Origin of the sequence: Fischerella sp. PCC 9605, from assembly GCF_000517105.1 — a bacterium.
Taxonomy (GTDB): Bacteria; Cyanobacteriota; Cyanobacteriia; order Cyanobacteriales; family Nostocaceae; genus PCC9605.
Window position 1 is genome coordinate 402,426 of record NZ_KI912151.1, and the last position, 19,158, is coordinate 421,583.

Consider the following 19,158-nt stretch of genomic DNA (forward strand, 5'->3'; position numbering starts at 1 on the left):
TTTGTAAACTTACTTTTTATAGAGACACTACAGTATTTACTATGTATAATTTAATTATATAAATACTGAGGTGAGACTGGCGTGGAAAATAGCCTTTGCTATTTTAAGCTGAAAATCTATGTGAAACTCGAAAATATTCAGCCTGTTGCTGGGTTTTTCTTTGGCTTTAGTTCCGCAGTTTCAATACTTTGTCCTCCCGACTCATCTACTCCACATAAATTCCTTCTTCAACAGCGTATAGCCAGAAGCCAAGTGATTCTGCTAAACGTTTAGAGCTAAGGTTTTTCTCTTGTGTTGTGTATTGAATGATTCGTTTACATTCAATACCCTGACGAATGAGTTCTGATACAACTAATCTCCCTAGTCCTTGACCACGATGATTCGGATGAGTAATAACACCAACATCCGCTACGCTATCACCATCGAAAATAAAAGAAGCAACGGAAATAAGAATGCTTTGGTCAAATAATCCCACTGGAAGCGCTTGATTTAAGTTGACGTTTCCTAATTCGCGTTCTTCCTCAGAACAAGCTTCTAGCAACTGCTCTAAAGCTTTTTGATCGTTCTCATTGAGCGATCGCACTCGCTGATCCAGTGAAGACGCAAGCGCATCGGGTGGAAAGTACCAAATGAAATCACGCCAACCGAATTCAAGTTTGTCATCAGCAAATGTGGCTAAAATTTGTTCTGCCGTGACAATTTGATCTAAATCTAGTTCTTCTACGATTGCATCAACCCAGTTTGGAGGAACTTGCACGATCGCGCTTTGAGTTATCCGAGTCACAATAATACGCGAGTATGTTTCTGGCTGCTCAGTTGCGATCGCGATTGTCCCTGAGCGTTCAAAAACAGTTGGTGAACACTGCAAACGATTTGCCCAATACTGGTTAATTTGTGTCACTTGAGGATGCTGCATTGGCTGTTGCTGCTGGTTGCATCAGTTGCAATAACGCCGTGAAATAAATTTCCACACTTTAGCTTAAACCCGTTTCCAACGAGTTTAATCATTCATTTCAGCTTGAGCGACCGAATTTTAATTCAGGGCATAATTTCGTGTTTATGGAGCAATACAGTTCAGTTAAGGATTGTTGGTACAAAAAATTAATCTGTAGAGACGCGAAATTTCGCGTCTCTACAAAGGATTATGGGCTTATCTGAACTGTAATGGTTTATGGAGAATAATGGAAGATGCCAATCTTACCACTCCCTCATCCCCACACCCTTCATTAAATCAGGGGCAGTCTCCTTGCGGTTGCCCGTATTTTCTACGGGAAATCTCAAGGGTACTACCCCTAAAACTTGTTTATTTCAGATTTAATGGTAATTACTCAGCGGTTGCCAGTCCGGTTTCGGTGCTACCGCGAGTACGACGACGGGTGAGGCTGTTGAACACCATTACGCCGATCGCTTTAATCAAATTGCCTTCTAATTCGCTGAACATCTTCATGTTCATACCAAAGGCGGCATTGGCTTCCTCAACAATGCGATCGCCTGTAGCATCATCAATGGGTAGTTCGTCTAAAGCCTGACGATATTTGTTTTTAAATGCTTTTTCATCGTCAATGTCTTCAAACTCATAAAAAGCAGTGCCATCCCCATTCAAGTTCATTGCTGTTTTGGCAATACCTTTGAGAATTTGCCCGCCAGATAAGTCGCCAAGGTAGCGGGTGTAAGAATGAGCAACCAACAATTCCGGTTCTTTTTCAGAGACTTCCCGGATGCGTTGTACATAAGCTTCTCCGGCGGCCGATAGTTCGATTTGTTCCCGCCAGTTGCCACCGTAGTAATAACTGAGGTCTTTTTCTAAGCTGCGCTGTCTGTATAGCTGTTGAAAATTTATTTTAGAAACGATGGGGTGATTTTTGTGCTTTTCCATCTCCTCTTCCATCGCTGAATACACGAAGTAGAGGTTGGCTACTAGCTTGCGATAGGAGTTTTTCTCAACTACTCCTTTTAAAAAACACTTGACAAAACCAACGTTTTCTGCCATAGTGTGAGCTTTTTTTGTCCCGACACGCAATTTGGTTGCTAAATTACTGCTCATGCTAAATTTCTCTGCTTTAAAAGGTTAACTGCCAGAATTTTTGATTTACTGGGAATTGGGGATTGGGAATTGGGCATTGGGGATTGGGAATCGGGCATTGGGAATTGGGAATTGGGATTTCAACGATTATCTTTGCCCTATGCTCCATGCCCTATGCCCTTTGCCCCACAGTCCCTAGTCCCTTCATAAAAAGCCACTAAAACGTTACAGTAGAGCTATTTGATGAGAATTTCTATTAATATTTTTTAAGTTACGATACTTAAATAAAATTTGACACAGCAAGTCTACTCAAGCAATAGAGTTATATTTGCTCAACATTAACTTCTATTACGCAGCACTAATTTTTATTTACATTTTTGATGGAATTGCTTTTTTTATGGAAAAGTGACCGTTTTAACAGGTTTTTTAGCTAACATGGGTTTCTCAAGTCTAAATTGATTGTAATTATCACCCGAACTGATAGTTACATCTTCTCATGAACACGTAGAATTCTCGTCAAAATAAATACTTAATGTCATTTTTACAATCACTTGAGAAAAACTTAAGCATTTATACTTAAAAAGCTTATTTTGAAATAAATTTCTCAAAATAAAAATAAACAAAATCTCGTGATAAAACCTATTCATAGGGGAATTGTTGAAAAAAATTTAAAGTGTTATTCTCCTGTGTGTCTGTGTGGAGTGTTTAAACTTATGGTCTCATCTATAACTCGGACTCAGGGCCTTGGTGGCAGTTCTGCTTCCGAACCTGGTGGATCGCAAAAAGCTATTGAAAGTGGTTTTGGGTTTCATAGCATCTCATTACCCGCTACTCCCTTGTTTGGCACAGATGGCATTCGCGGACGAGTGGGGGAATTGCTAAGTGCACCTCTAGCGTTGCAAATAGGTTATTGGGCGGGTATTGTGTTGCGGTCTGGGTCTTCCTACCCAGGATCGGTGATTGTCGGACAGGACTCTAGAAACTCCAGCGATATGCTGGCGATGGCCTTGAGTGCAGGGTTAACAGCAGCGGGACTAGAGGTTTGGTATTTGGGCTTATGCCCTACTCCTTGTGTTGCTTATCTTACCAGCAATAGTGATGCCATCGGCGGAGTGATGATTTCTGCTAGCCACAATCCGCCAGAAGACAACGGCATTAAATTTTTTGGTGCTGACGGTTTGAAGTTATCCCAAGCCTTGCAAACAGACATTGAAGCGGGATTGCGGGGTGTGGCATCACATGGTGTTGATATTAACAATTGCGGCAGACATTACTCGCGTCCGGAATTGGTGGTCAATTACACACAGGCATTGAAACAGCCTTTGCAAGCTGTCAATCTTCAGGGTATGAAGATTGTTTTGGATTTGGCTTGGGGAGCAGCAGTTGGGTTAGCACCATCGGTGTTTGAGTCAATGGGGGCAGAAGTCATCTGCTTGCATCATCAACCGGATGGCGATCGCATCAACGTTAACTGCGGTTCGACTCACCTAGATATTCTGCAAGCGGCTGTTCGTGAACACAATGCCGACTTGGGCTTTGCTTTTGATGGCGACGCCGATCGCGTGTTAGCGGTAGACAATAGCGGACGGCAAGTCAATGGTGATTACATCCTCTACCTCTGGGGACGGTACTTGCAGCAAAAGCAAGAACTGCCGGATAACTTAATCGTGTCTACCGTCATGGCAAACTTAGGCTTTGAGAGGGCGTGGAAACAAAGCGGTGGCAAGCTAATTCGCACAGCAGTAGGCGATCAGTACGTGCAAGCGGAAATGCACCGGACTGGGGGGATGCTAGGTGGAGAACAATCCGGTCATATTTTGTGCCGTCACTATGGCATTACTGGAGATGGTTTACTCACAGCCTTACATTTAGCAGCTTTAGTGCAGCAAGCTGGTGTTCCTCTCATGGAAATGGTGAATGAAAGCTTTCATACCTATCCGCAATTATTGCGGAACGTACGTGTAGAAGACCGTACTAAGCGCGTCGGGTGGAAAGAATGCCAACCCCTGCAAGAAGCGATCGCCCGCGCTGAAGCCGCAATGGGTGATGCTGGCAGAATTTTAGTCCGTGCCTCTGGTACAGAACCAGTGATCCGAGTCATGGTGGAAGCAGAAGCAGCTGAACTAGCCAACTACTGGACTAATGAGTTAGTACTGCAAGTCCAGCAACATTTAGCAGTGTAAGTTAATTTCTCTTCATAGCTTTTTAATCACTTTCACATACCAAATTTTTGGTCGCAGGTAGTAAATAAGCCTACTTTGGCTATTTGTCTAACCTGCGACCTCTGCTATTTATGGCGGTTTTTCTCAGTGATAACCGCTATATTGGTGTGAATAATAAGTAGTTATGTTCGACTACGTATACTAGGACAGATGAAAAGGAGTGGGGAATGGGGAATTGGGCATCGGGAATTGGGAATTGGGCATTGGGAATTGAAGTACTGATTTTTCCTATGCCCCTTGCCCTTTGCCCCATGCCCTTTGCCCCATGCCTTCTTCCCAAGGGCGTATTTGTACCACCACCATGCCGAAATCGAAATCAAAATCTCAGAAAAATAAAAAAACAAAAAAGCAGCAAAGTCAGGAAACTCCAACTCTTACCCTTAAAGAACGTTTAGCCAAAAAGCGCAAAGCTGCACAAGCACGCAAAGAACTTACTAACTTACTCAGTGCTGCTTTTGGTGGTGGTTTATTTATCGGCTTTCTTCTTTTTTTAGTAGGTGGAATAAAGGCAGCAGCCCCGGCTGTGTTGGGAATCATTATCATGTCCCTTGCTTACAAATATCCCCGCCCAGCTATTATTGCCTTTATGATTTACGTGCCATTTGGGGGTACTATCACTTACTACATCGGTAATAGTCCCATACTGCAACTAGCAAAAGACTCTTTCTATGTTCCGGCACTAATTTCAATTTGGCAGAGTTGCCGCAAACAGGGGTTATCCCTAATTATTCCCAAACAAATCAAAACACCACTGTATATTTTATTAGGCTCATGCATCCTAACATTGCTGTTTGTAAATGGTTCGCAGCAGTTTAACCCACCTCCACCTGCCCTGTTTAAAGAAGCACCGAAAGAATTCCCTATCGGAATGGGAATTCTGGGTTTGAAAGTATTTTTAGGCTATTTACCACTAATTGCTTGTACTTACTATCTGATTCGCAGTAAGCGGGATTTCCTATTGATTTCGCGCTTACAGATTGTCTTGATATTCCTTGCCTGTGTACTGGGACTTATTCAATATCTGCTGCTGCTAACTGGGGTATGTGAAGGTACCAGAAATGCTGTAGGGTCAGCCTTATTTAAAGCCTCACTGGAAGCGCGGTGTTTTTTTGGTGGATCGCTAGTTTATAGTCCTAGTCAGGGAATGATTCGCTTGCCAGGAACTTTTGTTGCTCCTTGGCAGTGGGCATGGTTTATAATTTCTAGCACCTTTTTTACTTTTGCTACTGGCTTCAGCGACCCCTCGATAATTTGGCGGATTGTCGGTTTAGTTTCAACAGCATTGGTATTTGTCAATGCAGTTATATCTGGACAGAGAATAGCCTTAGCCTTAGTGCCAGTCTGCTTTGTAATGTTGCTGGTGTTAACTGGTCAAATCGGCAACCTCAAACGCTTTATCCCGATATTTGGAGGACTCGCCCTCATTCTGGGAATTGCGATCGCCACTAATCCCACTGTAGTACAAGAGAGAATCGATAGCTTTGTTGGTCGCTGGAATGCTTCACCTCCCTACGACTTTATCCTCCAGCAATTTGAGGAGAATTGGAAAAATGTAGACGGGCCTTTCGGAAGTGGTTTAGGTCGCGCCACTAACTCCGCCCGTGCCCTAGGTCAAGCCAAACTAGTAGAAACCTATTATCCCAAAGTCCTCTACGAAGTAGGAATATTTGGGTTACTAGGATTCGTAGCTTTAGTCACTACCCTAACAATTACTGCCTTTCGGACTTATCGTTCGGTAAAAAACCGTAATTTCCGCAGTTACGGCGCTGCTATGTGGGTGTTTATACTTTTTATTAGCTACAACACTTACTACTACCCTCTGGATGTAGATCCGGTAGCTGTTTATTACTGGTTTTGTGCAGGAATTATTTTCAAATTGCCAATACTCGATAAACAAGAAAAGAATAATGAGGAGAATATTGAGGAAAAAACAAATACCAAAAAATCACGTATAAAAAATTAATATTTTCCTGGAATAGGTTAAATAGACAATGAATGAGAAGCCTTTAATTTCTGTAATTATTCCGACCTATGGTCGTGAAGAACCACTCCAGGATAGCCTAGTGGATATACTCAAGCAGGACTACCCAAATTTTGAAGTTTTGGTAGTAGATCAAACTCTCAAACATCAGACAGAAATAGAAGCTTTTTTAACAGAACAAGCCGCAGCAGGTAAAATTCAATGGTTCCGTCTGAATTGGGCGAGTTTGCCAGGGGCACGTAATTATGCGGTACGGCGCGCCAAAGGTGACATAGTTTTATTTATTGATGATGATGTTAAACTAGAGCCTGGATTTCTAACAGCTCATGTGAAAAACTATCTGGAAAAACCAGAGATAGGGGCTGTTGCTGGTCGAGTTTTTGACCGGATGAAAATAGCTGATACCGCCCAAGGGAGAACGCAGGGAGATGCACCCTATAGGAGTATCGAATATCTACCTCCCCAGGCGATGGACCCAGGCATTGCTTGGTATTACATTGATTTAGTGCATACAGTCAAACCCCAAGAAGTATTAACAGCAAGGGGTTGCAATATGTCGTTTCGCCGCGAGATTTTTACTAAACATGGACTGCACTTTGATGAGAGATTTCGCGGTAGTGCAGTACGAGAAGAATCTGATTTTTGTTTGCGCTTGCGACAGACCGGATATAAGATTTGGTACGACCCAGAAGCTTGTTTAGTGCATTTAGGGGAAGAGACAGGCGGTTGCCATGATATTAGTATGCGATCGCTCCAGTATCAACTTACCTTTTACCACAATCATTTCCTAATGGGGTTGAAAAATCTTACCTTCAGTCAAGCTTTACACCTCTACGTTCGTTTATTTGACTGTCACGTCCTCGGACGCCCCCCTTGTCATAAGAGTGGTTCCCCGATCAAAATTTTTACGCGCACCATTTTTTACACTTTGGGCTTTGTCAAAGCCTTGGGTACTATCATTCAATCACCTTGGAATGATGGTCAAATTTACACTCGTCTCGATAAACAAATCGAAAGTTTGTGAAGCCAAGAGTTAGTAGTTAGTGGTTAGTAATTATTCTCCCCATCTCCCCATCTCCCCATCTCCAATTCCTCATTTTCATGAAAATTTTAGTAGCTAGTCATACCTATACCGTAGATCTTAATTGCGATAAATTACGTATTTTATCTCAACTAGAAGCGGATATTGAAGTAACGGTTGTAGTGCCAAAGCGCTGGCGGCCAGGTGGTGTACAAAACAGAATTATTGAAACGCAATACCTAGATGAAGGTAAGTTTCGCATAGTACCTGTTTCTAATTTCAGTCAAAATCATCAGGGGCTGCTAACTTTTGGTGCAGATTTAGTATCTTTGTTACAGCAGTTTCGCCCCCAAGTTATCCAAGTAGAACAAGCGTCTAGAAGTCTTGCTTATGCTCAAACAATTACATTAAATAAGTTACTGGGTTTAAAAGCTAAGAATTTATTTTTTACCTGGTGGAATCTACCATATGAATTAAAATTTCCGGTTTCACTGTTAGAAAAATATAATCTGCAAAATAGCCACGGGATCATTTCTGGTAATCAGGATGGTGCCCAGATTTTACGGCAACGCGGATACCAAGGTCTCATTAAAGTGATGCCACAATTAGGTGTTGATGAAAATATATTTACACCCCAACCCCAACCGGAGTTAGCCAAAAAATTAGGTATTCAATCAGGGGAATTTGTTATAGGGTTTGTTGGGCGCTTCGTTAAGGAGAAGGGATTACTAACTTTAATAAGTGCTTTAACATTATTACCAAAAGATAATCCTTGGAAATTACTGCTACTTGGACGCGGAGAATTACAGCCAGAATTAATCAGCAAAGCAGCAGAAAATAATATTAAAGACAGAATAATTTTAGTAGAAAGTGTTGCTCACGATGAAGTTGCTAAATATATCAATTTAATGAATACTTTAGTACTACCATCAGAAACAACTTACAAATTTAAAACCTTAACTGCCATTGGTTGGAAAGAACAATTTGGTCATGTCCTCATCGAAGCGATGGCTTGTCAAGTACCTGTAATTGGTTCTGACTCTGGTGAAATCCCTCATGTAATTGGTAATGCTGGTTTGGTATTTCCTGAAGGAAATGTTCAAGCGCTTGCTAATTGCATGTTGCAATTAATAGAAAAACCATATTTCGCTGAAAATTTAGGTGAAATGGGTTATCAAAAAGCAATTGCTCGATATACAAATAAAGCTTTGGCAAAACAGCAACTAGAATTTTATAAAGAATTGGTCAAGAGTTAGTAGATAGTGGTTAGTGGTAAAAACTAACTAGTAACTACTGTAAAGGCGGGTTTAGCCATGATATTTGGGGCATGATTAACGGGATATCAATTCAAATTCGCTCCTACTAACTACTAACTACTAACTACTAACAAATATGCGTATTCTCCAAATCGTCCCTTCAATTTCCCTCATTTATGGTGGCCCCAGTCAAATGGTACTGGGATTATCTCCAGCTTTAGCACGAGAAGGTGTGCAAGTTACAGTTCTGACAACTGACAGTAATGGCGATATCAATCAAAAGCCCTTGGATGTTCCCCTAAATTGCCCGATTCAACAAGACGGCTATGAAATAATTTATTTTCGTTGTGCCCCTTTCCGACGCTACAAATTTTCTCTCGGTTTACTCCAGTGGTTAGATCGTCACGCCCATGAGTTTGATTTAGCCCATATTCATGCTTTATTCTCTCCTGTCAGTAGCGGCGCTGCGGCGATTTGTCGTCGGCAAAAGCTTCCCTATATTTTGCGTCCTTTGGGTACTCTTGACCCCGCAGATTTACGCAAGAAAAGGCAATTAAAACAGCTTTATGCGGCAATGTTAGAACGTGCAAATATAGCTGGTGCAGCAGCGATTCATTTTACTAGCACTCAAGAAGCGAAAGTATCTGAAAGATTTGGAATATTGACACGAGATTTAGTCATTTCCTTGGGTGTCAATCCCCCTCAACCCTTTCTTAAAAAGGGGAGAAGTTTGGTTTGTCAGTACTTTGGTATTCATGATGATGTGCCGCTAGTTTTGTTTATGTCGCGGATTGATCCAAAAAAGGGGTTGAATCTGCTAATTCCAGCTTTGGAGAAGCTTTTAGCTGGAGGGTTGAATTTTCACTTTATTTTAGCTGGAACAAATCCCCAAGACCCAGATTATGAAGCAAAAATCAAGTCGCAAATACACAATTCTCCTTTGCGATCGCACACTTCTATCACTGGTTTTGTTACTGGTGATTTGAAATCTAATCTCCTGCAAGCGGCTGATTTATTCGTCTTACCTTCGTACTATGAAAACTTTGGTATTGCTGTAGCTGAAGCAATGGCAGCAGGAACGCCTGTATTGATTTCAGATCAGGTGCATATTTGTCAACAAGTGCATGAAAGTGAGTCGGGTTGGGTGACTACAACAGATGTGCCAGCACTGACTGAGTTACTTCGCAGCGCTTTGCAAAATCCTTCCGAATGCCAACGACGGGGATTACGTGCCCAAGAATATGCATTGCAGCATTACAGTTGGGATGCGATCGCCCGTCAAACAATCCAAGCATACGAGCAAATATTAATTGGTTGTTAGTTGTTGGTTGTTAGTTGATTGTTGTTTGTTGTACCAACGCGCCTCTATGGAAGCAACCAATAAAATCCCAACAACAAAGAACTACTAACAAAGAACTATTTTTATAGAAATCCTAAAAACTGCTCAGGTACTAATTTCAATTCTCCAGATTTGAAGCGACTAATATCTACCCATAGCGCTGTTTTTTGCCGCTTACCTTCAGCAAATACTATCTTTTCCAATTGATAAAACTTGGGGTCAACAAAATCGCATTGATAAAGTTGAATGATTTCATGACCAGGTAGACAGTTGTAAGTAAATATACTTTCTATACAACCCAAGTAATGAATATTTGTTAATTCAGCTTGAATTTCTTCTTGAAACTCGCGTTGTAGCGCTGTGAGACTGGTTTCGCCAAAATCAATTCCACCACCCATTGCCCGGTAAAAAGTTTCCTGCTTGTGTGGATCGTAGCCTTGGGACAAGAAAATGCGTTCGCCATCCCGAATAAGCCCCAAGGCAAGCATACGAATCTCGTTGGGTTTATGCATAATAACTAATCGCTGCCGCTAGTTATCGTAGTTATCGTATATGAATGAAGGACGACTGTCACTTTCTTCAACAGGCCAATCTTCATTTTCACCACCAATGTAAACTTCATCGATAGTGACGTATTCCACACCCAACTGCTGAAGGGCATTGACGAGAATATCTAGGGCGATCGCATCTGAAGTTCCCAAGTCAAACCAGCAGCGTGCCCATTCACCTTGATACTCAAAGTCACCCTTGTTATGCATCAGCGCCAGCAAACTGCGATCATATGCTTCTGAGTCATAATTCATGTAGCTGATATCTAATCCTGTTTCTTGTACCTGTAAATTTTCGGCATTAAATGCACCCAATTTGCCGAGGTAAAACCAGGAGTCAAAAAGCTCTTCTACATACTCCTTTTCACGTTGGGAAGGTACGGTGCTGAACTTCAGCCAAATCCACACATCAAAAGGATCTACTTCGCGAAACTGTATTTTCATTACTTAAAATTTCTTAACTTAACTCTTGCTCAAAACCACCAAATTAATTGTAAGGGAGATGGGGGAGTGGAAGAGTGGGAGAGTGGGAGACGGCCAACCACCAACTACTAACCACTAACCACTAACTAATAACCACTAACCACCAACCACCAACAACTACTGTCTACCTTCGAGCTTGAGCAACATCCTCGGCAGCTTTACGGCGTTCGCGTTGAATCTGTCGCACTAAATCAGCTGGGAGCTGAGCTTTTCTCGTCAGCGCTTGGTCAAAATTATTTATCGCTTCCTGTAGGAGTTTTGGATTTTTGTCTTTCTTCGCCATCTCTCGCAAGATTTGGGCTTTGAGATAATACACTTCTGGGTTATTGGATGTCTTCTTCAAAGCACGTTCTGCATATTCCAGTGCCTTATTGTATTGCTTTAAATCCCTGTAGCCATAGGCAATACCTCGAACTGCTAAATACTCAGGGCCAGCACTTTGTTCTAACCGTGCTATTGCCTGTTGGGGATTAGCAAAAGGCAAATTCACGGCTAGCATCAAATCCATATAGCCTTTGAGTAAATTCAGTTCTGGATCGTTGGCAGAAATAGCTTCAGCTTGGTCTAAATATTTATAAACTTCCCGCAGCTTAGTTAATGCCTGTGGTGCACCGTTGACTGTTCCTTCACGACGAACAAAAGCTGCTCCCTCTAAAAAATGACCAACTGCGGTATAAATATTTCCACGTAAAGGGTCGCTAGAAATCAGCTTTTGGGCAATTTCGAGAGTTTTCTTACTGTAAGTCTCTAGCGCTGCCCAATCCTGATTGGCATATGCTAATGATGCCTTCATTGCGTAGGCTAGAGGTTCATTTGACTCGCTAGACAATGCTTGTTGTAGGTAAGCCTCTGCCGCCTTATAGTCGCCTTGTTGAAAAATAGCATTGAATGCGGCTTCGGTTTTGTCACCAATTTTGCGTGCTTCTTTCGCACGAAAAGGATCGGCAGCAACAGAGGGAGCAATCCACACATTCAGCACTAAAGTCGCTGCAAAAGCAATTTTAGCAAGAGTTGCAAGCCTAGCAGACACAATTGCTTGCCCAAATGGGAACCTTTCACTCATTTTTACGTTTCCTTCAGAAGGATTACTGTTGAAATTGTTTTGTGTGGTACTTAAAATTCAAAAAATAAACCAAGACTTGCGGCTGTGTCAGGCAAAATTCTGTATATATTGTGACTGTGGCAATGTTAGTAGGTTCCCATGTTTGTTATAGCTGTCGTTCCAAGTTAAGTTTGCCACAATTGAGATGAGTAGGAGTGGCGTCTTCATTTGTTCTTTGCTTTCGACAAAAGCAGTATGTTTATAGCTGTTACATATTAAGGTATGAACATAGCGAATGCGCTATAAATTTTTTTTCGGGACTTTGCAGCTGCTCGCAGTGTAGTTAACAAATAAGTTGCTGACTTTTTGGTAATCTTAACAAATGCTCTATCTTAGAAATGTAGTTTATCATCCCACAGCTTGTCCAACAGCGATTCTCAAATCAACTAATCTGGACTTGGCACCCCAACAGCTGGGTCTGATTATTGGACCTAGTGGTTCTGGGAAAAGTACGTTACTCGAAATTTTGTCTGGATTAGCCGAACCCACATCTGGTTCTGTTTTTTGGCACGAACAAATGCTTACTGCCGAACAGCTACAGCAATTAGCGGGATTGGTGTTTCAGTTTCCCGAACGGCATTTTTGTGGCGGTACGATTTTGGAAGAACTGCGCTTGGGACATCCAGAATTGGGAACAGAAAGAGTCAAGCTGGCGTTGCAAGAAGTGGGATTAGAGCATTTATCATTAAGCACACCACCCCATGCTTTAAGTGGGGGTCAGCAGCGACGTTTGGCTTTGGCTGTGCAGTTAATTCGCCAGCCAAATTTATTATTGTTGGATGAACCCACAGCTGGCTTGGATTGGTCGATGCGTCGGCAACTGGTGAGTTTATTGGCGAAACTAAAAAAAGATTGGACGCTATTGGTAGTAACCCACGATGCTGGGGATATGTTAGCAGTCGCCGATCGTTGCTGGAGTATCAAGCATGGTGAACTCGAAGCAATTGACCCTTTGACACTGAGAAGCAAGGTTGAAGAACCTCTTTCGGTAGCGTGATATCGAGAGTGGGAGAGTGGGAGAGTAGGCATTGGGCATTGGGCATAGTTAACAACCACTAACCACTAACCACTAATGTACAGACGTGCCATGGCACGTCTCTACAACCACTAACCACTAACTACTAACTACTAACTCTTGACTAAATTTTTCTGAATTGCCTGGTATGCAGTAATGCTTCTCCATGATCTGGTATCCAGGCTACCCACTCATTTTCTGAGATCGGACATAGTAGCAGTGCTTCGTCGAAGCTGTAGGGGTTGGGAAGTTCCAAAAGCTTTACCCAACTACCCGTTTGAAAATGCTGCTGTTTTGTTTTCAGATCTAAATCTTGCCTTTTGGCTTGTATGGGGAAATCTAGTCTACCAAAATCTACTTTCATGGCTTTGTTTTAGCCTTACTCGATAAACAAGTTTAAAAATATTTCTGTAACTAAGACTACAAAATAAGTAATGCTTTGGGAAAGAGGTTGTTTAATAACTTAACTTTTTAGGTTTTGTTGTTTGTTGGTAGTTGTTGGTTGGTTGGAAAATTCCCAAACAACCACTAACTACTAACCACCAACCACGAGAAAGTGTTTGATTATGTTGCAAGCTGGATTGGGTCGTACCTAGTGGGCTGTACACTAGCCACTAGATAAGATTCCTGGGTTTAAAGATGTCAACTACTTCTATCCCCTCACTGCGCGAACAACAACATCCTCTAATTCGTCAGCTGGCCGATTGTATTGAAGCAGTTTGGCATCAGCACTTAGACCTTTCGCCCTACCATTTGCCTGCGGAGTTAGGGTATGTGGAAGGTAGGCTGGAGGGTGAGAAGCTGACTATTGAAAATCGCTGTTATCAAACCCCTCAGTTCCGGAAAATGCACCTAGAACTGGCAAAGGTGGGAAACATGCTAGATATTCTGCATTGTGTGATGTTTCCACGTCCGGAATACGACCTGCCGATGTTTGGTTGTGACTTAGTTGGAGGTAGGGGTCAAATTAGTGCAGCGATCGCCGATCTTTCACCAGTCAGTTCTGACCACTCCTTACCACAATCTTATACTTCCGCACTAGTGGCGTTGCCTGCGCTCAATTTTTCTCAACCACGTGAATTGCCAGAATGGGGAGATATTTTTTCTGAGTTTTGCATATTCGTGCGTCCGAGTTCTTCCGCAGAAGAAACGATGTTTTTAAAACGCGTACAAGCATTTTTAGAAATTCATTGCCAAAATGCGATCGCCTCTAAACCTGTTTCTCCTGAAAAGATAACAGAAGTTATTGCTGGACAACATAACTACTGCACCAAACAGCAGCAAAACGACAAAACCCGTCGCGTACTAGAAAAAGCTTTTGGTTCAGAATGGGCTAATAATTATATGAATACTGTTTTATTTGACCTGCCAAATTAATCATTTCTCCAGAAATTCATCTTTAGTGATGAGTTGCTAGTGATATTGTGAAGATGAAGTGTTAAAGAGTGAACAAATTAACTAATCTTTATTCTTTATCCTTCATCTTTTTTTCCTTTGATACTCTCTTTATATTTTAATTGACGTTGGGCGTAATTTCTAAGTTTTTAAGGTTTAATTGCTGATTACTTATCATCTGTAGGCTGTGTTACCTTTCACGGAAACTTGTTAATGTAGAATTCATCTAACGAGATTAATAAAATGGAGTAAGATAACAACATTAGGCAGAGGAGCAACATTTTAGCAGTAGATATGTAAAGACTAATGTTAGGAACTGTAATTAATTGTTGATAGGAGAAAAGCACACAGTCGCGATTGACTCCCATTCAACTCAAATAACTTAACTAGATATCAGTAGCTTCGCCGTGGCAATAAGTTAAGTATCGCAGTAACGTAACATTGCCTTTAAACTCCACTGCATCTCTTCAACCAGCCAGGTGTATCTAATTTAGTTCGTAGTGAAGTGCTACCTTTACGAAAAACCTCTATATATTTAAAGTACTTGCTACAAAAAACTAAAATTAATGACATATTCCACTAAAGTTTAATTAGTTTTAATAGGTAGATTTTACCTGTTTGATTGTCTATCAATAAATAAATTTATTGGCTCATAACTCATGTATGTGATGAGCTGATTCGATATTGATTGAGTTCGTTTTAACTAACTTTATCTATATGTACGCCGTATTTTTTCCCTTTGCAACTTTAATCAAGGTTTATACCAAATTGTGTTCAGATATAGCAATCCGTGCCCTCTCCCTCTCCCCTCTCCCAATTTGGGAGAGGGGTGCCGACAGGCGGGGTGAAGGAAGTACTATCTTTGACTGCAACCTAGTATTAATAACAACAAAAATATTATCTGGATAAAGGGGCAAAATAATTCAAAATGAACAATTAAAATTTCAAAACTTTGTAGACTTACAAGAAAGTAGCTTAGTTAGTTCTTAATTTTTCTAACCCTCCGTTAAACTCAAGATTAAATCATAGGAGAGAGCTATTTAATAGCCAGCAGATAGAGAGCGCCATATTGCAAAAAATTGGCATTGAATTTTATTAATACAAAGATTTTGCAGCGAGAATTTGCATTAAGTAGCTGTTGTTGATTTTTAGTGTCTATCTGTTGGCTAAAAACTCTTTTTGATAAATATAACTATGCCTAATTCACTACTTTTTGCTTCCATTAGCAAATTTCAAACAAAAGGGTAGGTAACATACGATGTCAAGAGCAACAGAACAGTCAACTTTCAGAGAGCAACCTCAAGCTTTATGGGCGATCGCTATAGCTTTACCATTAACAGTTGCTGCTGGAGTACTGACAATGGCGAAAGTCGAGCAATTAAAACAGATCAACGAGCCTACAGTCGCTACGCCAGTTGTGACTAGCATTAATGCGATCGGTCGTTTGGAACCACGCGGAGAAGTGATCAAACTTTCTGCACCGGCAGGAGTGCAAGGAACATCACGAGTTGAGCAACTTCTTGTCAAAGAGGGAGAGCGTGTTAGAAAAGGTCAAGTAGTTGCTGTTTTGGATAATTTCACCAGCAACAAAGCAGCATTGGAAGAAGCAAGAGCGAAAGTGCAAGAGGCTCGTGCCAATTGGACTCAAGTCAGAGTTGGTTTGCCAAAAGACATTCAAGCCCAAAAAGCAGTTATTGCTCGCCTAGCAGCACAGTTGCGTGGTGAAAGCATTGCTCTGCGAGCCATGATTAATCGCCTAGAAGCTGAATTACAAGGGCAGCAAGATGTATTAGGAGCAACTATTGCGCGTATCCAAGCTGAGCAACGCAATGCTTTAGTCGATGCTCGACGCTATGAGATGTTATACAGAGAAGGTGCGATTTCTCAACAGGAACGTGACAGGAGACGTCTGGGTGCAGTAACAACTACTGAGCAACTAGCTGAAAGCCAAGCTACACGCAGACAAACGATCGCAACTTTGCAACAGCAACTAGCAGAAGCCAGAGTTAACCGGGACAAAACCATAGCTATTTTGCGACAGCAAATCGATGAAGAAAAAGCCAGACTGCAAAGACTTTTAGAAGTTCGCCCCAGTAATTTAGAAATAGTCCAAGCTCAATATTTAAATGCGATCGCGGCTCTGAAAAGGGCAGAAGCACAACTGCGGTTGAGCTATGTAGAAGCACCCATGGCCGGAGAAATTTTAAAAATTTATACTAAGGCTGGAGAAACTATGGGTATAAATGGCATTGCTGAGATTGGACGAACCGATCAGATGATTGTTGTTGCTGAAGTTTCCGAAGATAGTATTGGTAGAGTGCGTCTTGGTCAAGAAGCAACGATCACCAGCGATAATGGAGCTTTTAACGGGGAATTAAAGGGAACTGTCGCTGAAATTGGCAGAAAAGTTGGCAAGAAAGACGTATTGAATACAGATCCAGCCGCAGATGTAGATGCAAGAGTAGTGGAAGTCAAAATTGCCCTGTCTCCAGAAGATAGTGCCAAAGTTGCAGCCTTAACTTATGCCAAGGTACGTACTGCCATAAAAATATAAGAATTTATGAATGATGAAATTTCTTCGAGGTTGAGATTTTTTCAATCTTAAATTCATTCAAATCATCTCCGTTCCAGAAAAACATTTGGAGACAGACATAATGTTTGGCATGTTTGGCGATAAATTACCTTTAGCATGGCTACAACTAAAGCGAGAAAAAACACGCCTCGCTGTGGCACTTGCAGGAATTGCCTTTGCTGACATTTTGATGTTTATGCAACTCGGTTTTCGAGATTCTTTGTATTACAGTAATGTTCGTTTTCATAACAGTTTGCAGGGTGACATAGTTTTAACCAATCCTAAATCTAGCGCCTTACTGTCTATGAAAAGTTTTTCTCAGCGACGGCTTTATAAGGCTTTAGATTTACAAGCAGTCAAATCCGTACATCCTATATATTTGGACTACACGAGTTGGAAAAATCCCGTCACTGGCATCCCTCGCAACCTACTTGTAATTGGTATAAATCCAGCATCTAATATCTTAAAAATGCCAGGTATTGAGGAAAATTTAGATAAACTTAAATTACCAGATGTGGTTTTATACGATAGGTCTTCTCGACAGGAATACGGACCAATTGCTACTACATTTGACCAAGGTAATCTTGTAACAGCAGAAGTCAGGAGAAGGCTAATCAAAGTAGGAGGATTATTTACTCTAGGTGCATCATTTGGCGCAGACGGTAATTTAGTGACTAGCGATCTTAACTTTTTACGAATATTCAATAATCGCCAGCGGGGATTAATTGATATCGGTCTGATTAGATTAAAACCGGGAGCAGATGCAACAGTTGTTGCTAAAGACTTGAGGAATTATTTACCTCCAGATGTGAAAGTTTTAACCAAACAAGAATTTATTGACCAAGAAAGAAATTTCTGGGCAAGTAGTACGGCAATTGGCTTTATCTTCACTTTAGGAACAATCATGGGCTTCATTGTCGGAACTGTGATTGTTTATCAAATACTTTATACCGAAGTGGCAGATCATTTAGTTGAATATGCCACTCTCAAAGCAATAGGTTATGCACAAAAATATTTACTGATTGTGATTCTGCAAGAAGCTTTGATTTTGGCTCTTTTAGGATATATACCAGGATTTGCTTTTTCTTTATTTTTGTATCAAAGAGCGAGAGAAGCAACACTATTACCAGTATTTATGACCTTTACACGCGCTCTACAAGTGCTAATTTTGACGATTTTAATGTGTTTTATTTCTGGTGCGATCGCCGTACGTAAATTGCGATATGCTGACCCAGCGGACATTTTTTAAATTATGAATTATGAATTATGAATTATGAATTAAATGAGAAATAATTAATGATTAATAATAACAATATATATATATTCCAGCTACTAACTACTAACCACTAACCACTGTACGGGCGAAGCATTTGTACGAAGATATTTCGTTTTGATGGAAAGATACCCATACAAATGCTTCGCCCCTACCCACTAACCACTAACAACCAACAACCAACCACTAACCATGATAAAAGAACCTGTAATTTCTATTCAACATCTCAACCACTATTACGGCAAAGGTGCACTGAGGAGACAAATTTTATTTGATATTAGTTTGGAAATTTATCCAGGAGAAATTGTACTCATGACTGGTCCATCAGGATCGGGTAAAACAACGTTACTAAGTTTGATCGGTGGTTTGCGGTCTGTTCAAGAAGGAAGTTTAAGGTTTTTAGGTGAAGAATTATATAGAGCTAGCCAAACAAAATTAGTCAATCTTCGGCGTAAGATTGGTTATATTTTTCAAGCTCACAACTTATTGGAGTTCTTAACCGCAAGGCAAAATGTGCAAATGGCGGTAGAACTGAATAAGTATATTTCTCAGCAAGAAGCTATTGCGAAATCAGAAAGAATATTGAGGGCTGTTGGTTTAGGGCCACGAATTAACTATTACCCAGATAGTCTTTCTGGGGGACAAAAACAAAGAATAGCGATCGCCCGCGCCTTGGTAAATAGTCCCGCACTAGTGTTAGCAGACGAACCCACAGCAGCTTTAGACAAACAATCAGGACGGGATGTTGTGGAATTGATGCAGCGTCTTGCCAAGGAACAGGGAACTTCTATTTTGTTGGTGACTCACGATAACCGTATTTTAGACATAGCCGATCGCATTGTGGAAATGGAAGACGGTGTTCTAGTCCGTCAGTCTCAAACTGCATTTGTAAGTTCCGAGCCAGGAGCGAGAAACAAAAACTAACTTA

The 19,158-nt window shown here is 41.1% G+C and carries 16 protein-coding genes; 10 read left to right on the forward strand and 6 right to left on the reverse strand.

Translation table 11 applies throughout. The features are described from left to right. Positions 1 to 205 precede the first annotated feature (205 nt). The gene (locus tag FIS9605_RS0126815; RefSeq protein WP_026735337.1) at positions 206 to 916 is read right to left on the reverse strand and encodes a GNAT family N-acetyltransferase; all 711 of its coding nucleotides are present in this window, start codon (positions 914 to 916) and stop codon (positions 206 to 208) included. Positions 917 to 1,324: 408 nt separating this feature from the next. Then, positions 1,325 to 2,044 (reverse strand): biliverdin-producing heme oxygenase, encoded by a 720-nt coding sequence (locus tag FIS9605_RS0126820; RefSeq protein WP_026735338.1) that lies wholly within the window; start codon positions 2,042 to 2,044, stop codon positions 1,325 to 1,327. A gap of 692 nt (positions 2,045 to 2,736) precedes the next feature. Between FIS9605_RS0126820 and glmM the strand changes: the two genes are divergently transcribed. The 5 genes from glmM to hpsP all read left to right on the forward strand — a co-directional run bounded on the left by glmM (position 2,737) and on the right by hpsP (position 9,824). Further along, a complete protein-coding gene (glmM, locus tag FIS9605_RS0126825) occupies positions 2,737 to 4,206 on the forward strand; it encodes a phosphoglucosamine mutase (RefSeq protein ID WP_026735339.1) in 1,470 nt (489 codons plus the stop codon). A gap of 340 nt (positions 4,207 to 4,546) precedes the next feature. Then, positions 4,547 to 6,208 (forward strand): hormogonium polysaccharide biosynthesis protein HpsL, encoded by a 1,662-nt coding sequence (hpsL, locus tag FIS9605_RS0126830; protein WP_026735340.1) that lies wholly within the window; start codon positions 4,547 to 4,549, stop codon positions 6,206 to 6,208. 28 nt (positions 6,209 to 6,236) lie between these two features. Beyond that, a complete protein-coding gene (gene hpsN / locus FIS9605_RS0126835) occupies positions 6,237 to 7,250 on the forward strand; it encodes a hormogonium polysaccharide biosynthesis glycosyltransferase HpsN (protein WP_026735341.1) in 1,014 nt (337 codons plus the stop codon). A gap of 77 nt (positions 7,251 to 7,327) precedes the next feature. Further along, positions 7,328 to 8,503 carry a hormogonium polysaccharide biosynthesis glycosyltransferase HpsO gene (hpsO, locus tag FIS9605_RS0126840; protein ID WP_026735342.1) on the forward strand — a complete coding sequence of 392 codons (1,176 nt, stop codon included), beginning with the start codon at positions 7,328 to 7,330 and terminating at the stop codon, positions 8,501 to 8,503. 136 nt (positions 8,504 to 8,639) lie between these two features. Then, positions 8,640 to 9,824, forward strand: a complete 1,185-nt coding sequence (gene hpsP, locus FIS9605_RS0126845; protein ID WP_026735343.1) for a hormogonium polysaccharide biosynthesis glycosyltransferase HpsP — start codon at positions 8,640 to 8,642, stop codon at positions 9,822 to 9,824. A 101-nt stretch (positions 9,825 to 9,925) separates the two neighbouring features. Here hpsP and FIS9605_RS0126850 read toward each other — a convergent pair whose 3' ends face one another. From FIS9605_RS0126850 to FIS9605_RS0126860, 3 genes are all read right to left on the reverse strand, one after another. Then, positions 9,926 to 10,354, reverse strand: coding sequence for an NUDIX hydrolase (locus FIS9605_RS0126850; protein WP_026735344.1), 429 nt, complete (start codon positions 10,352 to 10,354; stop codon positions 9,926 to 9,928). Between the two features lie 18 nt (positions 10,355 to 10,372). Further along, positions 10,373 to 10,834 (reverse strand): DUF3531 family protein, encoded by a 462-nt coding sequence (locus tag FIS9605_RS0126855; protein WP_026735345.1) that lies wholly within the window; start codon positions 10,832 to 10,834, stop codon positions 10,373 to 10,375. Positions 10,835 to 10,997: 163 nt separating this feature from the next. Beyond that, positions 10,998 to 11,936: a Sll0314/Alr1548 family TPR repeat-containing protein gene (locus FIS9605_RS0126860; RefSeq protein ID WP_026735346.1), complete on the reverse strand. Its 939-nt coding sequence runs from the start codon at positions 11,934 to 11,936 to the stop codon at positions 10,998 to 11,000. Positions 11,937 to 12,297: 361 nt separating this feature from the next. On the opposite strand from FIS9605_RS0126860, the gene FIS9605_RS0126865 reads away from it, so the two are divergent. After that, the gene (locus tag FIS9605_RS0126865) at positions 12,298 to 12,972 is read left to right on the forward strand and encodes an ABC transporter ATP-binding protein (RefSeq protein ID WP_026735347.1); all 675 of its coding nucleotides are present in this window, start codon (positions 12,298 to 12,300) and stop codon (positions 12,970 to 12,972) included. 142 nt (positions 12,973 to 13,114) lie between these two features. On the opposite strand, the gene FIS9605_RS0126870 is transcribed toward FIS9605_RS0126865, so the two are convergent. Further along, complete coding sequence (locus FIS9605_RS0126870; RefSeq protein WP_026735348.1) at positions 13,115 to 13,354, reverse strand: hypothetical protein; 240 nt, start codon at positions 13,352 to 13,354, stop codon at positions 13,115 to 13,117. 275 nt (positions 13,355 to 13,629) lie between these two features. On the opposite strand from FIS9605_RS0126870, the gene FIS9605_RS0126880 reads away from it, so the two are divergent. The 4 genes from FIS9605_RS0126880 to FIS9605_RS0126895 all read left to right on the forward strand — a co-directional run bounded on the left by FIS9605_RS0126880 (position 13,630) and on the right by FIS9605_RS0126895 (position 19,154). Beyond that, positions 13,630 to 14,367 (forward strand): phycocyanobilin:ferredoxin oxidoreductase, encoded by a 738-nt coding sequence (locus FIS9605_RS0126880; protein WP_026735349.1) that lies wholly within the window; start codon positions 13,630 to 13,632, stop codon positions 14,365 to 14,367. 1,276 nt (positions 14,368 to 15,643) lie between these two features. Next, positions 15,644 to 16,939: an HlyD family efflux transporter periplasmic adaptor subunit gene (locus FIS9605_RS0126885; protein ID WP_026735350.1), complete on the forward strand. Its 1,296-nt coding sequence runs from the start codon at positions 15,644 to 15,646 to the stop codon at positions 16,937 to 16,939. A 109-nt stretch (positions 16,940 to 17,048) separates the two neighbouring features. Further along, positions 17,049 to 18,206, forward strand: a complete 1,158-nt coding sequence (gene devC / locus FIS9605_RS0126890; protein ID WP_026735351.1) for an ABC transporter permease DevC — start codon at positions 17,049 to 17,051, stop codon at positions 18,204 to 18,206. 216 nt (positions 18,207 to 18,422) lie between these two features. After that, positions 18,423 to 19,154 (forward strand): DevA family ABC transporter ATP-binding protein, encoded by a 732-nt coding sequence (locus FIS9605_RS0126895; protein WP_026735352.1) that lies wholly within the window; start codon positions 18,423 to 18,425, stop codon positions 19,152 to 19,154. Positions 19,155 to 19,158: the final 4 nt, after the last annotated feature.